Source organism: Microbulbifer maximicatervae (SeqCode) (assembly GCF_052467815.1).
In genome coordinates, this window is record NZ_CP174326.1 from 2,427,734 (window position 1) to 2,445,311 (window position 17,578).

General features: G+C 52.5%; 13 protein-coding genes and 3 tRNA genes. 13 read left to right on the forward strand and 3 right to left on the reverse strand.

Annotated features, from left to right (window positions below; all coding sequences use genetic code 11):
* The first annotated feature begins 108 nt into the window (after positions 1-108).
* Positions 109-1,497: an MFS transporter gene (locus ACJJIW_RS10515; RefSeq protein ID WP_444891934.1), complete on the forward strand. Its 1,389-nt coding sequence runs from the start codon at positions 109-111 to the stop codon at positions 1,495-1,497.
* Between the two features lie 35 nt (positions 1,498-1,532).
* Here the strand turns inward: ACJJIW_RS10515 and ACJJIW_RS10520 are convergent, their stop codons facing one another.
* On the reverse strand, positions 1,533-2,744 hold the full coding sequence (locus ACJJIW_RS10520) for a hypothetical protein (protein WP_444937295.1): 1,212 nt from the start codon (positions 2,742-2,744) through the stop codon (positions 1,533-1,535).
* An 810-nt stretch (positions 2,745-3,554) separates the two neighbouring features.
* Between ACJJIW_RS10520 and ACJJIW_RS10525 the strand changes: the two genes are divergently transcribed.
* Positions 3,555-4,715, forward strand: coding sequence for an NnrS family protein (locus ACJJIW_RS10525; protein WP_444891933.1), 1,161 nt, complete (start codon positions 3,555-3,557; stop codon positions 4,713-4,715).
* 82 nt (positions 4,716-4,797) lie between these two features.
* Here the strand turns inward: ACJJIW_RS10525 and ACJJIW_RS10530 are convergent, their stop codons facing one another.
* Together ACJJIW_RS10530 and ACJJIW_RS10535 are read right to left on the reverse strand one after the other, a co-directional pair.
* Positions 4,798-5,220 carry a GFA family protein gene (locus tag ACJJIW_RS10530; RefSeq protein WP_444891932.1) on the reverse strand — a complete coding sequence of 141 codons (423 nt, stop codon included), beginning with the start codon at positions 5,218-5,220 and terminating at the stop codon, positions 4,798-4,800.
* An 87-nt stretch (positions 5,221-5,307) separates the two neighbouring features.
* Positions 5,308-6,099, reverse strand: coding sequence for a PhzF family protein (locus ACJJIW_RS10535; protein WP_444937296.1), 792 nt, complete (start codon positions 6,097-6,099; stop codon positions 5,308-5,310).
* Positions 6,100-6,294: 195 nt separating this feature from the next.
* On the opposite strand from ACJJIW_RS10535, the gene ubiM reads away from it, so the two are divergent.
* The 11 genes from ubiM to pnp all read left to right on the forward strand — a co-directional run bounded on the left by ubiM (position 6,295) and on the right by pnp (position 17,519).
* The gene (gene ubiM / locus ACJJIW_RS10540) at positions 6,295-7,461 is read left to right on the forward strand and encodes a 5-demethoxyubiquinol-8 5-hydroxylase UbiM (RefSeq protein WP_444937297.1); all 1,167 of its coding nucleotides are present in this window, start codon (positions 6,295-6,297) and stop codon (positions 7,459-7,461) included.
* A gap of 288 nt (positions 7,462-7,749) precedes the next feature.
* A tRNA-Met gene (locus ACJJIW_RS10545) sits at positions 7,750-7,826 on the forward strand.
* A gap of 41 nt (positions 7,827-7,867) precedes the next feature.
* Positions 7,868-7,944, forward strand: a tRNA-Met gene (locus ACJJIW_RS10550).
* Positions 7,945-7,981: 37 nt separating this feature from the next.
* A tRNA-Met gene (locus ACJJIW_RS10555) sits at positions 7,982-8,058 on the forward strand.
* A 246-nt stretch (positions 8,059-8,304) separates the two neighbouring features.
* Entirely contained in the window at positions 8,305-8,769 is a 465-nt protein-coding gene (rimP, locus tag ACJJIW_RS10560; protein ID WP_108734364.1) for a ribosome maturation factor RimP, read from the forward strand.
* A 42-nt stretch (positions 8,770-8,811) separates the two neighbouring features.
* Positions 8,812-10,314 carry a transcription termination factor NusA gene (nusA, locus tag ACJJIW_RS10565; RefSeq protein WP_282931408.1) on the forward strand — a complete coding sequence of 501 codons (1,503 nt, stop codon included), beginning with the start codon at positions 8,812-8,814 and terminating at the stop codon, positions 10,312-10,314.
* 64 nt (positions 10,315-10,378) lie between these two features.
* Positions 10,379-13,282 carry a translation initiation factor IF-2 gene (gene infB / locus ACJJIW_RS10570; RefSeq protein ID WP_444937298.1) on the forward strand — a complete coding sequence of 968 codons (2,904 nt, stop codon included), beginning with the start codon at positions 10,379-10,381 and terminating at the stop codon, positions 13,280-13,282.
* A gap of 90 nt (positions 13,283-13,372) precedes the next feature.
* A complete protein-coding gene (gene rbfA / locus ACJJIW_RS10575) occupies positions 13,373-13,771 on the forward strand; it encodes a 30S ribosome-binding factor RbfA (RefSeq protein ID WP_108734361.1) in 399 nt (132 codons plus the stop codon).
* A 3-nt stretch (positions 13,772-13,774) separates the two neighbouring features.
* The gene (truB, locus tag ACJJIW_RS10580; RefSeq protein WP_444937299.1) at positions 13,775-14,716 is read left to right on the forward strand and encodes a tRNA pseudouridine(55) synthase TruB; all 942 of its coding nucleotides are present in this window, start codon (positions 13,775-13,777) and stop codon (positions 14,714-14,716) included.
* A gap of 146 nt (positions 14,717-14,862) precedes the next feature.
* Complete coding sequence (gene rpsO, locus ACJJIW_RS10585; protein ID WP_252083174.1) at positions 14,863-15,132, forward strand: 30S ribosomal protein S15; 270 nt, start codon at positions 14,863-14,865, stop codon at positions 15,130-15,132.
* Between the two features lie 263 nt (positions 15,133-15,395).
* Complete coding sequence (gene pnp, locus ACJJIW_RS10590; protein ID WP_444911446.1) at positions 15,396-17,519, forward strand: polyribonucleotide nucleotidyltransferase; 2,124 nt, start codon at positions 15,396-15,398, stop codon at positions 17,517-17,519.
* The last annotated feature ends 59 nt before the right edge of the window (positions 17,520-17,578 follow it).

A 17,578-nucleotide genomic window follows, 5' to 3' on the forward strand; every position in this document is an offset into this window, starting at 1 on the left:
GTACGTCTCCCTTTAGAGCTATACGCTGATTAGTACTGCAACCGGGCTCCTGTTGGTCCAAGCTTTTATATCCATTGCATAATTTGCAAAGTGTAAAGTTTGGCATTTATGGCAGCCTCAAAGACCCCGCTATCGCGATCACAGATTATTGGCTTAACAGCATTGTCGTTGGCAGTCTTTTTGGTGGCCAATGATTTTACGGCCTTCTCAGTCGCTATCCCTGCAATGGAAAAACACTTTAACGCAGATATCTCCACTCTTCAGTGGGTGATTAACGGTTATGCATTGGTGTTCGGGATTTTTATAGTTACTGGCGGGCGCTTGGCGGATATGTTTGGTCGGCGCCGGCTATTTTTTGTTGGAACCTCAATCTTCGTCTTTTTCTCAGTTTTGGGTGGTCTGGCCGTTAATGAATGGATGTTGCTGGGGAGTCGGGCATTAATGGGGGTTGGTGGCGCCCTTATGTGGCCCGCTGTACTCGGCATGACTTACCAAATAATGCCTGATGATAGGGCGGGGCAGGCTGGCGGCTTGATAATGACGGTATGTGGTTTTGCCAATTCTATAGGGCCATTATTGGGAGGTTTCTTTACAGAGTTTGTCAGTTGGCGCTGGATTTTTTTTATTAATTTCCCCATTGCGCTGGCGGCAATGTTGGTGGGCTGGAAGGTAATTGAGGATGATAAGCCCGCAGAGAGCAAGGAAAAGGTTGACTATTGGGGCATGGTCTCTCTATCTATCAGCTTACTGGCATTAATGCTGTCCTTGGATTTTGTTATTGATGTGGGATTTAGAAGCCCTCTGGTAATAGGACTTTTCAGCGCTTCGGTGATGTTTTTCCTAGTGTTTGCCTGGGTGGAGCCTCATACCCAGTCGGACCCACTTATTCCCTCTGATGTCGCTAGCAACTGGCGTTTTTTTGCTATCGGTGTAGTGACCCTGCTTCTGTCTGTCACTTTCGTATCTATGTTGCTTTATATCCCGCAGTTTCTGATTAAGGAGCTGAGTTTTTCTGCCGTTTGGTCCGGCGCAGGGTTATTGCCGGTGATGATTACCTATGCGGTAGTGTCCTATATCGCGGGTTGGCTGTACGAATCTTTGGGAGCACGGTTAATTTTGGCTGCCGCTGCTCTATTTTTAGGATTGGGAATGTTCTTGCTTTCTGGATTGATAGTCCATGATCGCTATCTGCACTTGGTGCCAGGCATGCTTTCTCTCGGGGTAGGCTTGGGTCTATATTTTCCTACGATAACGACGACCGCTGTTACAGTACTGGGGCCAGCCAGGGCAAGCTTGGCGGCGGCTTTAATTTATATGTTCCAAATTATTGGCGGTGCTATTGGATTGGCGATGAATACAACAGTTGTAGCCATGGCTCCCGAATTATCGGAAGGTATTGATCGGGCATTTACTGTTAATGCGTGTTTGGCTGCTGCAGCACTGATTGTAAGTTTGCTGTTTGTGAAAGGGGATGTTTCCCAGAAAGAAAAAATCTGAGCAATAAATAATATGGTTTTTCTTAGCCTCTTTCTCTACTGTATGTATATCGCAGAATTGTTACTGCCAATCTGTGAAATGGAGATAGTAGCACCAAAACTCAATTGAATTACCTGGAGAAAGTTGTCTGTACCAAGTTGTAGTAGCTCTGCACTATTAAAGCTGCCGGTTTGAGTGAGATTGATAGTGTTTAGCTCACCCAATTGAATGATGTCCGCATCATCAATATAACCAGACTGCGTTGAACTTACTTGATTCTGTAGACCTTGTTGCAGCAACTGTAGTCTTGCACTAAAGCCATCTTGAATGGCTATTAATGTGTTTTGATCAAATTCCTGGTCTATAGCTGCCTCAGAGACTGATCCACTTTGACTAATATCAGCGCTATTATCCGATCCACTTTGTGTGACAACACTACTAGCCCCTTCAATAGCGAGTTGTATTGACGTGGCGCTATTGCTTGTTCCTGTTTGTGTTATCTCGGAAAAATTATTGATGTTTATCTGGTTGATTGTGGACCCGTTGTTTGTTCCGCTTTGAGATGTAAAGGCCTGATTATTTAGAGCAAGATTAACAATGATAGAAGCGCGATTACTCTGTCCTTGCTGGATGGAACTGTTAAATCCCTGAATAGAGTTGCTTGTTTGGATGCTAGTAGCACTGGAATCTGTCAGTTGTACTATTGAGTTGGTATTAAAGGCGCCGTTAATATTTGTTATCCGGGCAGTGTTGTTATTGCCAAATTGCTGAATTTGATTATTGGTTCCCAGAGACTGTATCAGGGTAATTCTAGTATCAATATTCTGGCTTCCACTTTGGATAATACTGGCAGAGTTTGCTATGCCACTTTCTTTATCGATAATCTCAGCTCTATTAAAATTACCTAACTGGCTAATAGAGACATCACTAAGAGCAACACCATCTTGGATAGATTCTGAAAAATTTAGGGTTCCTATCTGCGAGATGTTAGCAGTTGTACCAGTGGAAAGGTTTTGTATGCTGGTAATATGATTTAGGGATTGTTCCTGACTGATGCTTATAGTGCTAAACAGTGTACTTGTCTGTGAGGTTTCGGCCTTGTTGAGAACATTAAGCTGGGAGACTGATGTCGTGCTACCCAGGCTGCTGGATTGGACTGACATTAGCTCGTTTGATACGCCTCTCTGCAACTGGATAATAGATCCTTCAGTATTGCCGTTGGATTGCTGAGCCACCACATTATTAAATTCACCATCTTGTGTTTGCATGATGAGATTGTTAATGATGGTTGGGTCGCTTTGGTCCCCTATAGCCCGATTGCCAATGCCCTGTTGTGACAGGATATAAGTGTTGGTTGCGAGGGCCTGGCAGCAGAATAGTAAGGTTGATGCCGCGATAAGATGGCCTGGTATGGGCATAATTCCTCCACTGCACAGGCTGGCGTAAATCTCTAACTTAGGCTGTATCTTACCGGCACTGGGCACGGTGTGATGATTGCCATATAAAATTATGGTGAAAACTTAATGGTTTGTATATGAGAGATAAGCACTGAATTACTAGGGAAATGGGTTCAAGCTTTATTCCTGGTTGAGTGTTTGTTTATTGGTGGCTCCGTGTATATTTCTGTAAATGGAAGTGCTTCCCAATCTGAGTAAACTTGTGAGATACTTCAAGTCCACTTCACCTTTGCCCAGTTTTTCCTGAAAATAGAAATAACCCTATAAAACGTGTGGTTTTTTTAGGTTAGCTACACAGAAAAAGATTCTTCACCCCAGTTAGATTAATTCACAGACTGCTCATTTTTTTGTTAACTATTTTTGTTAATTGAGTGAGAATAGGGTTCTTTCCCAATCCCTGGAAATGGAATCTCGGGCGATATCCCGCACTGATGCGGATGACTGAAAAGTCGGCGCTTTCGCTTAGGTTGCGGCGCCGCCGGACAGATAAACCCCTGTGTCCTGCTTTTTATAGGACGCCTTTGATTCTCCAAGCAAAGCAGGCCTGTCGGGGTGGTCTTGTACTGCGAATTATTTGTGTAGGGAGCCTGGTGTTCCCGTAGTTGGTAAGGAGAATGGATTTTGATACCTATCGTTGACCGCGCGCGCGCGGAGTCTATTGCACCTATTTGGCGTATGCCGTTTCGACCTTTTTTCTGGGGAGCTGCTCTGTGGAGTATGGTTGCCCTGGTTATCTGGCAGGGGCAGTTATCCGGTTGGCAGATGCCGGCTTTTCGTATGGGGGTAGTCTGGCACTCCCATGAGATGCTGTTTGGGTTCGCGGCTACCGTTGTTGTGGGTTTTCTGGGTACGGCTATGCAAACCTGGACTGGTATCCCCTCGCCAAAGGGCACTCAGCTTATTGCTTTGGTCGGCTTGTGGCTCTTAGCCCGTTTGGGCTATCTGTTGGCGGCGGTTCCTATTTGGATGCCGGTGATTGCTGAAGTGTCCTTTTTCCTGTTCTCAGCGTTCTTGCTCGGAGCCAGGGTGTTGCGAACCAAGCAGTGGCGAAATATGTTTGTATTGCCTGCGATGCTGATGTTTGCCGCATTGTCCGCTAGCCACTGGCTGCTGCCAGGGGCACAGAGTCGAATCGCCTTACTGGCTTTGCTGTTGGTGACGGCGATTATTCTGATAATCGGCGGGCGGGTTATACCCTTCTTTACGGCGCGCCGCTTTCACTTGAGCCCAAGGGATAAGATACCGGCTGTAGAGTGGGGTACCCATATTGCTGCGGTGGGCTTGTTACTGTCGGTAGCTGTTGGTTTGCCGCAAATGGTTTGGGCCTTTTTTGCGGTCTCTCTGGGTATTTTGCAGGTGATCCGGGTAGTGCGCTGGCACCCGACAAAAATATGGGCAGAACCGATGGTTTGGTCTCTGCATGTGAGCTACTGGTTGGTTATTTTGGGGTGTTTTCTCGCGGCTCTGGCCTGGAGCCAAATTGCCCCTTCCTGGCAGAGTCCCGCTTTACACGCATTTGCCGTTGGCGGTATCGGCGGATTGATCTTGTCTATGACCAGTCGCGTCAGTCTCGGCCACACAGGTCGGATATTGAAGGCGCCGCGCTTGATGCCCCTGGCTTTTATGGCTCTGGCGTTATCTGCTCTCGCACGTGTGTTTTGGGCACCCGCCCCGAGTGGTTTGCTCGCAGCAATTATTGCCTGGGTAGTCGGTTACACGCTTTTCTTACTGTATTACACCCCGGTGCTTTTCCAGCCGCGCGTTGACGGTCATCCCGGCTAATTCTCTCTATGTGACCTTCAGTTGCTGCGAGAAACCTTATCATCGCAGCAACTGTGGTCGAGTAAAGCCATCATTGACAGGTCTATTCAGAGTCCGCACTAGCCACCTGGGGTAGTTTGTCTACTTTAGGTACTGATTCCAGTTCCCGATCCCACTCGGCTTTACTGGCCATAAAGATATGGGCATTAGGCCTTACATCTATTGGGCGATCCAGACTCCCAGCGGGAACCGCTAAGAGGCCAACTTCAGGATCTTCTCGTGGCACTGCGGAACCGCATTGATTGCAAAAGCTTTTGCTGTGCCTCGTCCCTGCCAGCTTAAAGGTTTTGACTTGTTCTGCACCGGATAGCCATTCAAGTTTCGCTGATGCGAAGAATAGGTTTGCTGCATGGGCTGTACCGGTATCTTTGCGGCAGTAACTACAGTGGCAGAGAAAGAAGCCGCCAAAGTCACCTTCAATTTCGAAGTTAATAGTGCCACATAGGCACGATCCTTTTTGTTCCATTGCTCAATGCTCCTCTGTTTAGTTGTACTTATCGTAATTGGGGGAAATTGTGATTTATTTTGGATGTTTCGGCGGGTTTTCGGGGTATCAAACCCGTATGGTTCCATTCAAATAGGGTGCTGCTTTGCCTGAGATAATGACCCTGTCCCCGGCGATGGTGCAATTCAGCAGGCCACCGCGCTTGGAGGCTTGATAGGCAACCAGCTCTTTCTTATCCAGGATTTGTGACCAGTAAGGGGCGAGCCCTGTGTGAATAGAACCGGTCACCGGATCTTCGGCGCCACCATTGGATGGCCAGAAGTATCGGGAGATAAAATCGTACTTATCGGATTTTGCCGTGACGACCACATCGTAGGGGGCGAGCTTTCGCAGGCTGCTCGCATCCTGTTGTACATCCAATACTTCTCGCTCACTATCGTAGATGGCAAAGTAAGCTTGGTTGTTAAGTAGCACCTGGTTTGGTGTTATTGAAAGCCCCTCCAGTAATTCCGGCGGTATGCGATTTACGGGTTGTGGCTCCCTTCGTGGAAAGTCCATGGAAATAATTCCATTTTCTCCTCGGTTTATTGTCATTTTGCCCACTGCGGCCGCATGGAGCTGGAGTTGTTCGCATTGAGGGTTTTGAGAAAAAAGAACATGGGCTGACGCCAGGGTAGCATGACCACAAAAATCAATTTCCGTTAACGGTGAAAACCAACGAATTCCATAACTGGTATCTGGGCGTTTTACCAGGAAAGCCGTTTCGGAAAGATTATTTTCTGCGGCGATGGATTGCATTAAATTTTCATCCAGCCAATCCTCAGTAACAACAACTCCGGCTGAATTTCCGTGAAAGACTTTGTCGGTAAAGGCGTTAATGAAATGAATTTCAAGTTCCATATTTGAACTCCATAGTGCTCCAGTTTTTTCGGAAGTGCTGGTGGCGGGCGTGATATTTTATACCCCTAAAGTTCACCAATTTATACCTCTGTAGAGCAGCTTGGGATTGGCTTTAACCTGATCTGGATCAGTTTATCCCGGATGTGAGTCTCTAGAGTGACTTGTATTTGTTGCGTGCAAATCAAGGGTGTGAAAATGACGGAGTCCGATGTAGCTATCGTAGGTGCTGGACCGGCGGGACTTTCCTTGGCGGTGATGCTCGCCCGCAAAGGGTGTCAGGTGGCAATTATTGAGCGCCAGGATAAGTCGGCGCTGTCCGCTCCCGTTGACGATGGTCGCGAGATTGCCCTGACACACAAATCCTACAAGTTGCTGCAAGAATTGGGGGCTTGGCAGAGGTTATCCCCGGAAGAGATTAGCCCGCTAAATGCTGCCGAAGTAGTCGATGGTAATTCCCCTTCGACACTCCACTTTGGCCCGGGAGAGAGGGGGCCTCTGGGTTTTATTGTCTCCAACTCTGCAATCCGGCGAATCTTATATGAGACAGTTTTGGAGACTGAGAATATAACGCTGCTCGATAACTCGACCGTTACCGGGATGACATTGAGTGGCGCCATGCGTCATCTTGAGTTGGCAGAGGGGGAGGGCGTGCGCGCTTCCCTGGTGGTTGCAGCCGACAGCCGTTTTTCTGAAGTGCGGCGCATGGCGGGCATTGGCGCCGATATGCGGGACTTTGGCCGAGTGGCGATTGTCGGCCCTGTACGCACCGAATTACCCCACGATGGTATTGCCCGGGAGTGTTTCCGCTACGGCTCGACACTGGCGCTGTTGCCTTTGCCCAAGGCAAATATTTCATCGGCCGTGGTTACTGTTCCCGCCAGTCTCTCTGCCCAGATTATGGCGATGGGTAATGAAGAGTTTGCCGGGCACGTATCCCGCGAAAGCGCGTCCCAGCTCGGCGGTGTCGAAGCTTTTGGTGAGCGCCACTGTTATCCATTGGTTGCGGTATATGCACATCACTTTTTCACTGAGCGCTTTGCCTTGGTGGGAGATGCCGCTGTGGGGATGCATCCAGTGACCGCACATGGATTTAATTTGGGCTTGGCCGGTGCGGATACTTTGGCCCGTCAACTGGATAGCGTTAGCCGTCTATATAACCCGGCCAAGCTGACTCGGGCCTTGGCCCGTTACCAGATGCTGCACCGGGTTGAATCCAAGCCGATTTACTCTGGAACTAATAGGGTGGTGGATTTGTTTACCGACGATCGCCTGCCGGCCAAGTTGCTGCGCAAAATGGTGTTGCGAGTCAGTGATCGCTTCCCTCCTATTCGAAAAGCAATAGTGCACCAGTTAACTCGCTAGCTTATTCAGAGGCGCCTTGAAAGAGTTTTACTCTTCGTTCTTTTTATAAAAAGTACATGTGCAAGAAAGAAGACGGTATATGGAAGTGGCCTGCTTGCGGGATTTTCTTCCTTTTCTATACTGATTTGCGAGATGGTAGAGACGGCTTTAACCCCCCGGTGAAAACAAATGCCAATTACGGCTTGACTCACCGGGTCAGCACCAATAGAATGCGCAGCCTCTTGAGTGGTTGGGCTGGTCCCGCCGCAGGGAAACAAAGATCAACCAGGCTTTGTTTCTTGGAGTTGTTGCGGGGTGGAGCAGCCTGGTAGCTCGTCGGGCTCATAACCCGAAGGTCGTAGGTTCAAATCCTGCCCCCGCTACCAATTTTACCTTCGGGTAAAATATTTGATTGCGCATTTGTTGTTGCGGGGTGGAGCAGCCTGGTAGCTCGTCGGGCTCATAACCCGAAGGTCGTAGGTTCAAATCCTGCCCCCGCTACCAACTTTCCTTAGGGAAGCTTTGATTGCGCTTTCGTTGTTGCGGGGTGGAGCAGCCTGGTAGCTCGTCGGGCTCATAACCCGAAGGTCGTAGGTTCAAATCCTGCCCCCGCTACCAAATTCAGGTACCAGTGGTACTTAGGTCGATGCCCGACGAATCGGGCTCCCCTTTTACCTCTGGCGGCATGGCCGGGCGAAGGTCCCAGATTATATCTGCCCCCGCTACCAAATTTTGCATTCGTGCACACTGACTGCACGAATGTGCGGTCAAAGCCCCGTCAGGGGCTTTTTCGTATCTGCAAGAAAAGTTGCAGATATTTTTCGAAGTGGGCCGTAGGCCCATTTTTTGTATGTGGTGACGAGAATGGCGAGCAAACGCGAATTGCTGGAAGAGCTTCTGGCGCCGGTGGTGGCATCGCTGGGGTGTGAGTTGTGGGGTATTGAGTACCAAACCCACGGTCGCAACGCGCTGCTGCGCATTTATATCGACTCCGAAAACGGTATTTCCGTTGAGGATTGCGAGAAAGTGAGCCGCCAATCCAGTGCTGTACTGGATGTGGAAGATCCCATCAGTAGTAAGTACACACTTGAAGTCTCTTCCCCAGGGCTCGACCGCCCTCTTTATAAGCTGGCCCAGTACGAGCGCTTTATCGGCGCCCAGATTGAAGTTCGCCTGCGTATGCCTCTGGATGGGCAGCGTAAGTGGCGCGGACTGCTGGCCGGTGTAGAGGGTGATGAAGTGGTTCTGCGTGTAGATAGTGAAAACGAATACCTTTTACCGATCGACAGTATCGAAAAAGCAAATATCATTCCCCAATTTACCAAATAACCTGTAGGAGCCTGAGCTCAGGCGATTTTGAGGCACAGTTGCATGAACAAAGAGATCTTGCTGGTAGCCGAGGCGGTATCCAACGAGAAGGGCGTTGACCAGGAGATTATTTTCCAGGCCATCGAAGCGGCATTGGCAACGGCCACGAAGAAGCGCTACGACGAAGATTCAACCATTGAGGTTATCATTGATCGTCGTTCAGGCGATTACGAGACTTTCCGCAGCTGGGAAGTGGTCGGTGATGAAGTCTTGGCTGAGTTGGGTACCCAGTTCACCCTGGAAGAAGCCCACGAAAAAGATGCTGACCTGAAAGCAGGTGACGTTTTCCGCGAGCAGGTGGAAAATGTAGAATTTGGACGCATCGCCGCACAGACCGCAAAGCAGGTCATCGTACAAAAGGTACGTGAAGCCGAGCGTGCCAAAGTTGTAGACGAGTACCGCGATCGCGTCGGCGAAATGGTTAGCGGCACTGTGAAGAAGGTGACCCGCGACTTTATCGCTGTAGACCTGGGTAATAACGCCGAAGCGCGCCTGCCTCGCGATCAGCTGGTTGGTCGCGAAATTTTCCGACTCGGCGATCGCGTGCGCGCAATCCTGTTGGAAATCCAACCGGAAGCCCGCGGCCCCCAGCTGATGCTGAGCCGCTCCTGCCCGGAAATGATTGTCGAATTGTTCCGCATTGAAGTGCCGGAAATTTCCGAGCAGGTAATCGAAATTAAAGGCGCGGCCCGCGATCCCGGTCTGCGTGCAAAAATCGCTGTAAATACCAACGACGGTCGCATCGACCCGGTGGGTGCCTGTGTGGGCATGCGCGGCGCGCGTGTTCAGGCGGTATCCAACGAACTGTCTGGTGAGCGCGTAGATATCGTTCTGTGGGACGAGAATCCCGCTCAGTTCGTTATCAATGCGATGGCGCCAGCAGAAATTGAATCCATCGTAGTCGACGAAGACACCGGTTCTATGGACGTAGCCGTAGCAGAGGAAAACCTCGCAATGGCTATCGGCCGCAGCGGTCAGAACGTGCGCTTGGCCTCAGAGCTGACCCAGTGGCAGATCAATGTCATGAGCAGTGACGAGTGGCAGAGCAAGCAGGAAGCCGAGTCCAGCTCGATCATGCAGGTGTTTATGGATCGCCTGGATATCGATGAAGATGTGGCTGGTGTACTGGTTGAAGAGGGCTTTGCCTCTCTGGAAGAAGTAGCATATGTACCCATTGAAGAGATGCTCACGATTGAGGGCTTCGATGAGGATATCGCTGAAGAGCTGCGCGCCCGCGCCAAGGACACCCTGTTGACCCAAGCGCTGGCATCTGAAGAGAAGCTGGATGCGTCCGAGCCTCAGGAAGATCTTTTGAATATGGACGGTATGGAGCGCCAGCTGGCATTCCAACTGGCCAGCCGTGGCATTGCCACAATGGAAGACCTGGCAGAGCAGGCTGTCGATGACCTGCTGGATATCGAAGGTCTCGACCAGGAGCGTGCTGCTGCGCTGATTATGAAGGCGCGTGAGCCCTGGTTTGCCGACGATAGCGGCGAAGAAGCTTAAGTGCAGCGACATATAACTTACGTATAAATAACCCCCTCCGACCAAGTGACTTTTAGGAGAGAGAATGGCCGAAGTAACAGTTAGTGAACTCGCCAAATCGGTTGGTGCCACCGAAGACCGTCTGCTCAAGCAGATGAAAGAAGCGGGTTTGCCTCACACCTCTGCAAATGCGGTGGTGTCAGATGAGGAAAAGCAGGTCTTGCTCAGCTTCCTGAAAAGCAGTCACGGGGAGCAGGGCGCGACGCCGCGCAAGATCACCTTGAAGCGCAAAACCACAAGCACGCTGAAGACTGGCTCTGGCACCGGCCGCAAGACTGTGAATGTGGAAGTGCGCAAGAAGCGCACTTATGTGAAGCGCCCTCAAGCTGAGCTTGAAACCGTAGCAGCAGGCGAAGAATCGAGCAGCCCCGAGCAGGAAGCGGCAGTCGATGCCCTGCAAAATGAGCAGGAAAGACTGGAGGCCGAAGCCGAGCGCGCACGCGCAGAAGCTGAGGCAGAAGCTGCACGCCTAGCGGCGGAAGAAGAGGCGCTAGCCAAAGCCGAAGCCGAGGCGAAAGCCAAGGCTGAAGCAGAAGCGAAAGCCAAGGCCGAAGCAGAAGCGAAAGCCAAGGCTGAAGCCGAAGCGAAAGCAAAAAATGAAGTAAAAGCCGATCAAGATGCGGCTAAATCAGAGGATAAGACCGCGGAAAACGTAGTGAAAAAGGCAGAGCCCGCCGCACCAATCCGCTCAAGCTACTCCGACGATATCGAGGCAATGCGAATTGCCGCGATGGAGCGTCGCAAGCAGCAGGCTGAGCAGGAAAAGCGTGAACTTGAAGAGAAGAAAGCTAAAGTAGAAGCTGACCGACGCGCAGCCCAGGAAAAGAAAGAGAAAGCTGCACAGGCTGCACAGGCTGCACAAGCAGCCAAGGCTAAGCCAGCACCGGCAAAAAGTGCTGAGAAGACCTCTGAGGTCAAGCCAGCTCTGCGTCGCAAGCTGGAGGCAGCATCCACTGCTCCCGCTGAAGCTGATCGCTCTGAGGACGAGCCGCGCAAGCGTCGCGGTCGCCGCTCCAAGTCCGGCCCGAAAAAATCCAGCAAAACCGCTCTGTACGAACAGGCGCTGGAAGTATTTGAGGAAGACGAAGCATCCAAGCGCAGCACGCGCTCCCTGTCTCGTCCGACCTTGAAGGTTAAACCTACGCACGGCTTTAAAAGGCCCACGGAGAAACAGGTGTACGAAGTACAGTTGGGCGAAACCATCACTGTTGGCGAGCTGGCCAAACAGATGAATGTGAAAGCCGGTGACCTGATCAAGCGCCTGATGAAAATGGGCGAGATGGTTACTATCAACCAGAGCCTGGACCGTGAAACTGCACAGCTGATCATCGAAGAGATGGGCCACAAGGTGGTATTCCGCTCTGAGAGCGAGCTGGAGGAAGCGCTGGTTGCCGAGACCCAGGCCAGTGAAGGCACTGAGGTGTCCCGCGCACCGGTAGTTACCGTTATGGGTCACGTTGACCACGGTAAAACCTCCCTGCTGGACTACATCCGTAAGACCAAGGTGGCTTCCGGTGAGGCCGGTGGTATTACCCAGCACATCGGTGCTTACCGAGTAAAAACCAGCCAGGGCGAGATCGCTTTCCTGGATACCCCGGGACACGCCGCCTTTACCGCAATGCGCGCCCGTGGCGCCCAGGCAACTGACGTGGTTATCCTGGTAGTGGCTGCTGACGACGGTGTGATGCCGCAGACTGAAGAAGCTGTGAACCACGCCCGCGCTGCCGGTGTGCCGCTGGTTGTTGCAATCAACAAGTGCGACAAAGAAGCTGCCGATCCCGATCGTGTTAAAAACGAGCTGGCTGCGAAAGATGTAATTCCTGAAGACTGGGGCGGTGATACCCAGTTTATCAATGTGTCTGCACACACCGGTGAAGGCATCGATGACCTGCTGGAAGCGATTTCCCTGCAAGCAGAGATGTTGGAGCTGAAGGCCAAGGTCAAGGTACCGGCAACGGGTGTTGTGATCGAATCCCGCCTGGAAAAAGGTCGCGGTGTTGTGGCCACCCTGTTGGTACAGAACGGCGAGCTGAAGCGCGGCGATATCATACTGGCAGGCCAGAGCTACGGCCGTGTTCGCGCCATGACCAACGAGCTGGGCAAGCAGGTTAAAGAAGCTGGCCCTTCAACCCCGGTTGAGCTGCTGGGTCTGGACACTACTCCCAACGCCGGTGACGAGTTCATGGTGGTTGCGGATGAGCGCAGAGCCCGTGAAGTGGCTGAGCAGCGCGGTGACAAAGAGCGTCGCGAGCGCATGCAGCGCCAGCAGGCGGCCAAGCTGGAAAACATGTTTGCGAACATGGAAGCCGGCGAGCGCAAAGTACTGCCGGTTGTGATCAAAGCGGACGTTCGCGGCTCCCTGGAAGCTATCCTGGGCGCACTGGCGGATATCGGCAACGAAGAAGTTTCTGTCAACGTCGTGTCCAGCGGTGTAGGTGGTATCGCCGAGAACGATATCAACCTGGCCCTGACCTCCGGCGCTATCGTACTGGGCTTCAACACCCGTGCTGATGTGGCTGCCCGAAAGGTTGCTGAGACAGAAGGCGTAGAGATTCGTTACTACAGCGTGATCTACAACCTGCTGGACGAAGTGAAGCAGGCGCTGTCCGGTATGCTTGATCCGGAAATACGCGAAGAAATCGTGGGTATTGCCCAGGTTCGCGATGTATTCCGCTCACCGAAATTTGGCGCCATTGCCGGTTGTATGGTTACCGAAGGTACCGTCTACCGCAACAAGCCGATCCGCGTACTGCGCGACAACGTTGTGATCTACCAGGGCGAACTGGAATCCCTGCGTCGCTTCAAAGACGATGTGCAGGATGTGCGCAACGGCATGGAGTGTGGTATCGGGGTTAAGGACTACAACGACGTTAAGTCCGGTGACCAGATCGAAGTTTACGATATCGTTAAGGTTGCTCGCGAACTCTAAGGAGTTCCGCAGCGGATCGAGGATAAACCCGCGCGGCGCTAGCCGTGCGGGTTTTCCTGTCTTTAAACCGCCATTCTCAATAGGTAAACAATGGCAAGAGAATTTCATCGCGCAGACCGCGTCGCCGACGCCATGCGCCGCGAGCTGGCCCAGCTGATCCAACACGAGATTCGCGATCCTCGCCTGGGTATGATCAATGTCAACGATGTTGAAGTCAGCCGCGACTTAACCGTTGCTAAAGTTTTTGTCACCCTGGTGGGTGAGGATGATCGCAGCAAAATTAATACCTCTATCGAAGTGCTGAACAAAGCCGCCGGCTTTTTGCGTACGCAGCTCGCGCGTGCAATCCAGATTCGCACTATTCCCCGTTTGCACTTCCGCTACGACGAGACCTCGGTGCGCGGCCAGGCGCTGTCTGCCCTGATCGACAAGGCGGTTAAAGAAGATCGCAAACACCAAGACGACGATAGCGACTCCAACGAAGATTAATCCATGGGCCGCAGACCAAAATGGGGCCGGCCGGTTCACGGCGTGCTGTTATTGAACAAGCCCGCCGGGATTACCGCCAACGACGCCCTGCAAAAAGCCAAACGACTCTTTTTCGCCAATCGCGCCGGTCACACCGGAGCGCTGGACCCCCTGGCAACCGGCGTGTTGCCGATCTGTTTCGGCGAAGCGACCAAGTTTTCCCAGTACCTGCTCGATGCGGACAAACGCTATCGCAGTACTTTTGTTTTCGGCATGACCACTGCAAGTGGCGATGCCGATGGCGATGTGCTGGAGACTAAAGATGCTTCCGATTTGACCGAAGAAGCCGTGCTGAAAGCGATGGAAGCCTTTCGCGGTCCCATCAAGCAAGTGCCGTCTATGTACTCGGCCCTCAAGCACAAGGGGCAGCCGCTGTATAAGTTGGCGCGCCAGGGCTTGGAAGTGGAGCGCGAGGCGCGGGAAGTAGAGATTTTTGAGTTTGAACTGCTGAGCTTTACACCGGGCGCCCAGCCCCGTGCAGAAGTTGAGGTTCACTGCTCCAAGGGCACTTATATTCGCAGTATTGCCGAAGACCTGGGTCAAGCCCTGGGTGTCGGTGCCTATGTGGAAGAGTTGCACCGCAGCGCAGCCGGTCCCTACGTCGAGGCCGATTCAGTGACTCTGGATGAGCTCACCGCAGAGCGCGGTGAGGGAATGGCGGAGGAGTTGGATCACCACCTGTTATCGGTGGATTCTCCTGCCTCCTCGCTGCCCAAACTCACCCTTCCGGACGAGTCTGGTTACTATGTGCGTCAGGGGCAGCCGGTAATGGATTTGCAGGTCTACCGTATCGGTGAAGAAGGTGATATGGTGCGCCTCTTCCTGGAAAATGGCGATTTTCTGGGCGTAGGAGAAATTACTGACGACGGGTGTGTAGCGCCTCGGCGTCTGGTAAGTAGTACTTAAGCAGAAAACGCTATATTGGTGAGAGCCGATAGCGGTTGATGTGAGAGTATTGCAGTGGACTAAGTCCACAACAGTGAGTAGCTGGTCTGTAAATATGCACGGGCCAGCCGAATCTTTTAAAGCATATTACGACGAGGTTAATCGTTATGGCACTGTCTGCAGTAGAAAAAGCAGCAATCCTGAAAGAGCACGGCCAATCTGAAGGCGACACCGGTTCTCCGGAAGTCCAGGTAGCCCTGCTGACTGCCAACATCAACAAACTGCAGGGTCACTTCTCTGCGCACAAGCAGGATCACCACTCTCGCCGTGGTCTGATCCGCATGGTAAACCAGCGTCGCAAGCTGCTGGACTACCTGAAGCGCAAGGATCTGAACCGTTACGCACAGCTGATCGCTAAGCTCGGCCTGCGTCGCTAAGACCCTGGAATGCCCGCCTCTGGCGGGCTTTCTTCTTTAATGCTTGCTGAAAAGTGGCGCTGTTGTCACTTTTCGGCAGTTTCGCAACACAACCCCAGGGACAAATATCCCGGCGGATGTGCTGCGTTTGCACCGGCCACCCGGGTCGGTAGCGGTACATCCCCGTATCGCTCTGGATTGAAGGTTTGGAACTTCTATCCAGGCAACCACTGTAGGGGTTACTGGAATGGGCCAGTAACCGTAAGGAAATAGGAAAAAAACTAGTGAATCCAGTAAGCAAAACTTTCCAATACGGACAACACCAAGTCACCATCGAGACCGGCCGTATCGCGCGCCAGGCTACCGGTGCTGCCCTGGTTAGCATGGGAGAGACTGTTGTCCTGTGTACTGTTGTCGGCGCTAAAGAAGCCAAGCCTGATCAGGGCTTCTTCCCGTTGTCCGTGCACTATCAAGAAAAAGCCTACGCGGCTGGCAAAATTCCCGGTGGTTTCTTCAAGCGTGAAGGCCGCCCGTCTGAAAAAGAAACCCTGACTTCCCGTCTGATCGATCGCCCGATCCGCCCGCTGTTCCCGAACGGCTTTATGAACGAAGTTCAGGTGATGTGTACTGTTCTCTCCGCTGAGAAGGACATGGACCCGGATATCGCTGCCATGATCGGCACTTCCGCAGCGCTGTCTGTTTCCGGTATTCCTTTCGCAGGCCCAATCGGTGCTGCGCGCGTAGGTTACACCCAGCAAGACGGCTACCTGCTGAACCCGGGCTACGAAGCTCTGAAGACCTCCGAGCTGGACATGGTCGTTGCCGGTACCAAAGACGCCGTACTGATGGTGGAGTCCGAAGCCCAGGAGCTGCCGGAAGACATCATGCTGGGTGCCGTACTCTACGCACACCAGGAAATGCAGGCCATTATCAAGGTTTGTGAAGAGCTGAAAGCGGAAGCGGGCAAGCCCCAGTGGGACTGGCAGGCTCCGGCGGAAAACACCGAGCTGAAAGCTGCCCTGGACGCTCAGTTTGGCGAAAAGGTTGCCGAAGCCTACCGCATCACCAACAAGCAAGAGCGCAGCACCCGCCTGGCGGAACTGCGCAGCGAAGCCGCTGAAGCCCTGGCTACTGAAGAAATCAGCGCCGATCTGGTAAAAAGCTACTTCGGCAAGCTGGAGAAGAAGCTGGTGCGCGGCGCTGTCGTTCGCGGCGAGCCCCGTATCGACGGTCGCGACAGCAAAACTGTACGTTCGATTGCTGTGGAAGTTGGCGCTCTGCCCAAGTCCCACGGCTCTGCGCTGTTCACCCGTGGTGAGACCCAGGCTCTGGTAGTGGCTACCCTCGGTTCCACTGGCGATGCACAGATCATCGACGCCCTGGAAGGTGAGCGCAAAGACTACTTTATGCTGCACTACAACTTCCCTCCCTACTCTGTAGGTGAAGCGGGTCGTGTAGGTGCTACCGGTCGTCGCGAAATCGGTCACGGCCGCCTCGCTCGTCGCGGTATCGCTGCAGTTCTGCCGAGCCCGGATAGCTTCCCCTACACCGTGCGTGTAGTTTCCGAGATCACTGAATCCAACGGTTCCAGCTCCATGGCTTCCGTATGTGGTTCCAGCCTGGCGCTGATGGATGCGGGTGTTCCGCTGAAGGCACCGGTAGCCGGTATCGCTATGGGTCTGGTGAAGGAAGAAGAAGGCTACGCGGTTCTGACCGATATCCTCGGTGACGAGGACCACCTCGGCGATATGGACTTCAAAGTAGCGGGTACCGCCTCTGGTGTGACCGCGCTACAGATGGACATCAAGATCGAAGGTATTACCGAAGAGATCATGGAGACCGCTCTGGAGCAGGCTCTGCACGCGCGTCTGCATATCCTCGCGGAAATGAACAAGGTGATCGACTCTTCCCGTACCACCGTGAATGAGAACGCACCGCGCTACGCGACCCTGAAGATCCATCCGGATAAGATCCGCGACGTGATCGGTAAGGGCGGTGCGACTATCCGCTCCATCACTGAAGAGACCGGCGCCTCCATCGATATCGAAGATGACGGCACTATCAAAGTCTTCGGTGAAGACGGTGAGAGCCTGGAAGCGGCGGTAACCCGCATCGAGGAGATCACTGCGGAAGCTGAGATTGGCGCTATCTACGAAGGTACCGTGGTACGTATCGTAGACTTCGGTGCGTTCGTTAACTTCCTGCCGGGCAAAGACGGTCTGGTGCATATCTCCCAGATCGCTGAAGAGCGCGTAAATGCCGTAACTGATTACCTGAGTGAAGGTGAGAAGATTAAGGTTAAGGTACTCGACGTTGACCAGCGTGGACGTATCAAGCTTTCTATCAAGGAAGCTAAGGCCGATGCAGCTGCCGCTGAAGAAGCCAAGCAAGCTTCCGACGAAGCTTAAGTCTACGGACTGAAAAAACCCGGCTTTTAAGCCGGGTTTTTTTGTATCTGCCGAAGCGG

What these genes read in the sequence shown, in the direction of transcription:
- ACJJIW_RS10520 (WP_444937295.1), bottom strand. Translation starts at nt 2,744, where the DNA reads ATGCAAACACAAGATGGTGAATTTAATAATGTGGTGGCTCAGCAATCC.
- rbfA (WP_108734361.1), top strand. Translation starts at nt 13,373, where the DNA reads ATGGCAAGAGAATTTCATCGCGCAGACCGCGTCGCCGACGCCATGCGC.
- ubiM (WP_444937297.1), top strand. Translation starts at nt 6,295, where the DNA reads ATGACGGAGTCCGATGTAGCTATCGTAGGTGCTGGACCGGCGGGACTT.
- rimP (WP_108734364.1), top strand. Translation starts at nt 8,305, where the DNA reads ATGGCGAGCAAACGCGAATTGCTGGAAGAGCTTCTGGCGCCGGTGGTG.
- ACJJIW_RS10535 (WP_444937296.1), bottom strand. Translation starts at nt 6,099, where the DNA reads ATGGAACTTGAAATTCATTTCATTAACGCCTTTACCGACAAAGTCTTT.
- ACJJIW_RS10530 (WP_444891932.1), bottom strand. Translation starts at nt 5,220, where the DNA reads ATGGAACAAAAAGGATCGTGCCTATGTGGCACTATTAACTTCGAAATT.
- truB (WP_444937299.1), top strand. Translation starts at nt 13,775, where the DNA reads ATGGGCCGCAGACCAAAATGGGGCCGGCCGGTTCACGGCGTGCTGTTA.
- infB (WP_444937298.1), top strand. Translation starts at nt 10,379, where the DNA reads ATGGCCGAAGTAACAGTTAGTGAACTCGCCAAATCGGTTGGTGCCACC.
- ACJJIW_RS10515 (WP_444891934.1), top strand. Translation starts at nt 109, where the DNA reads ATGGCAGCCTCAAAGACCCCGCTATCGCGATCACAGATTATTGGCTTA.
- rpsO (WP_252083174.1), top strand. Translation starts at nt 14,863, where the DNA reads ATGGCACTGTCTGCAGTAGAAAAAGCAGCAATCCTGAAAGAGCACGGC.
- nusA (WP_282931408.1), top strand. Translation starts at nt 8,812, where the DNA reads ATGAACAAAGAGATCTTGCTGGTAGCCGAGGCGGTATCCAACGAGAAG.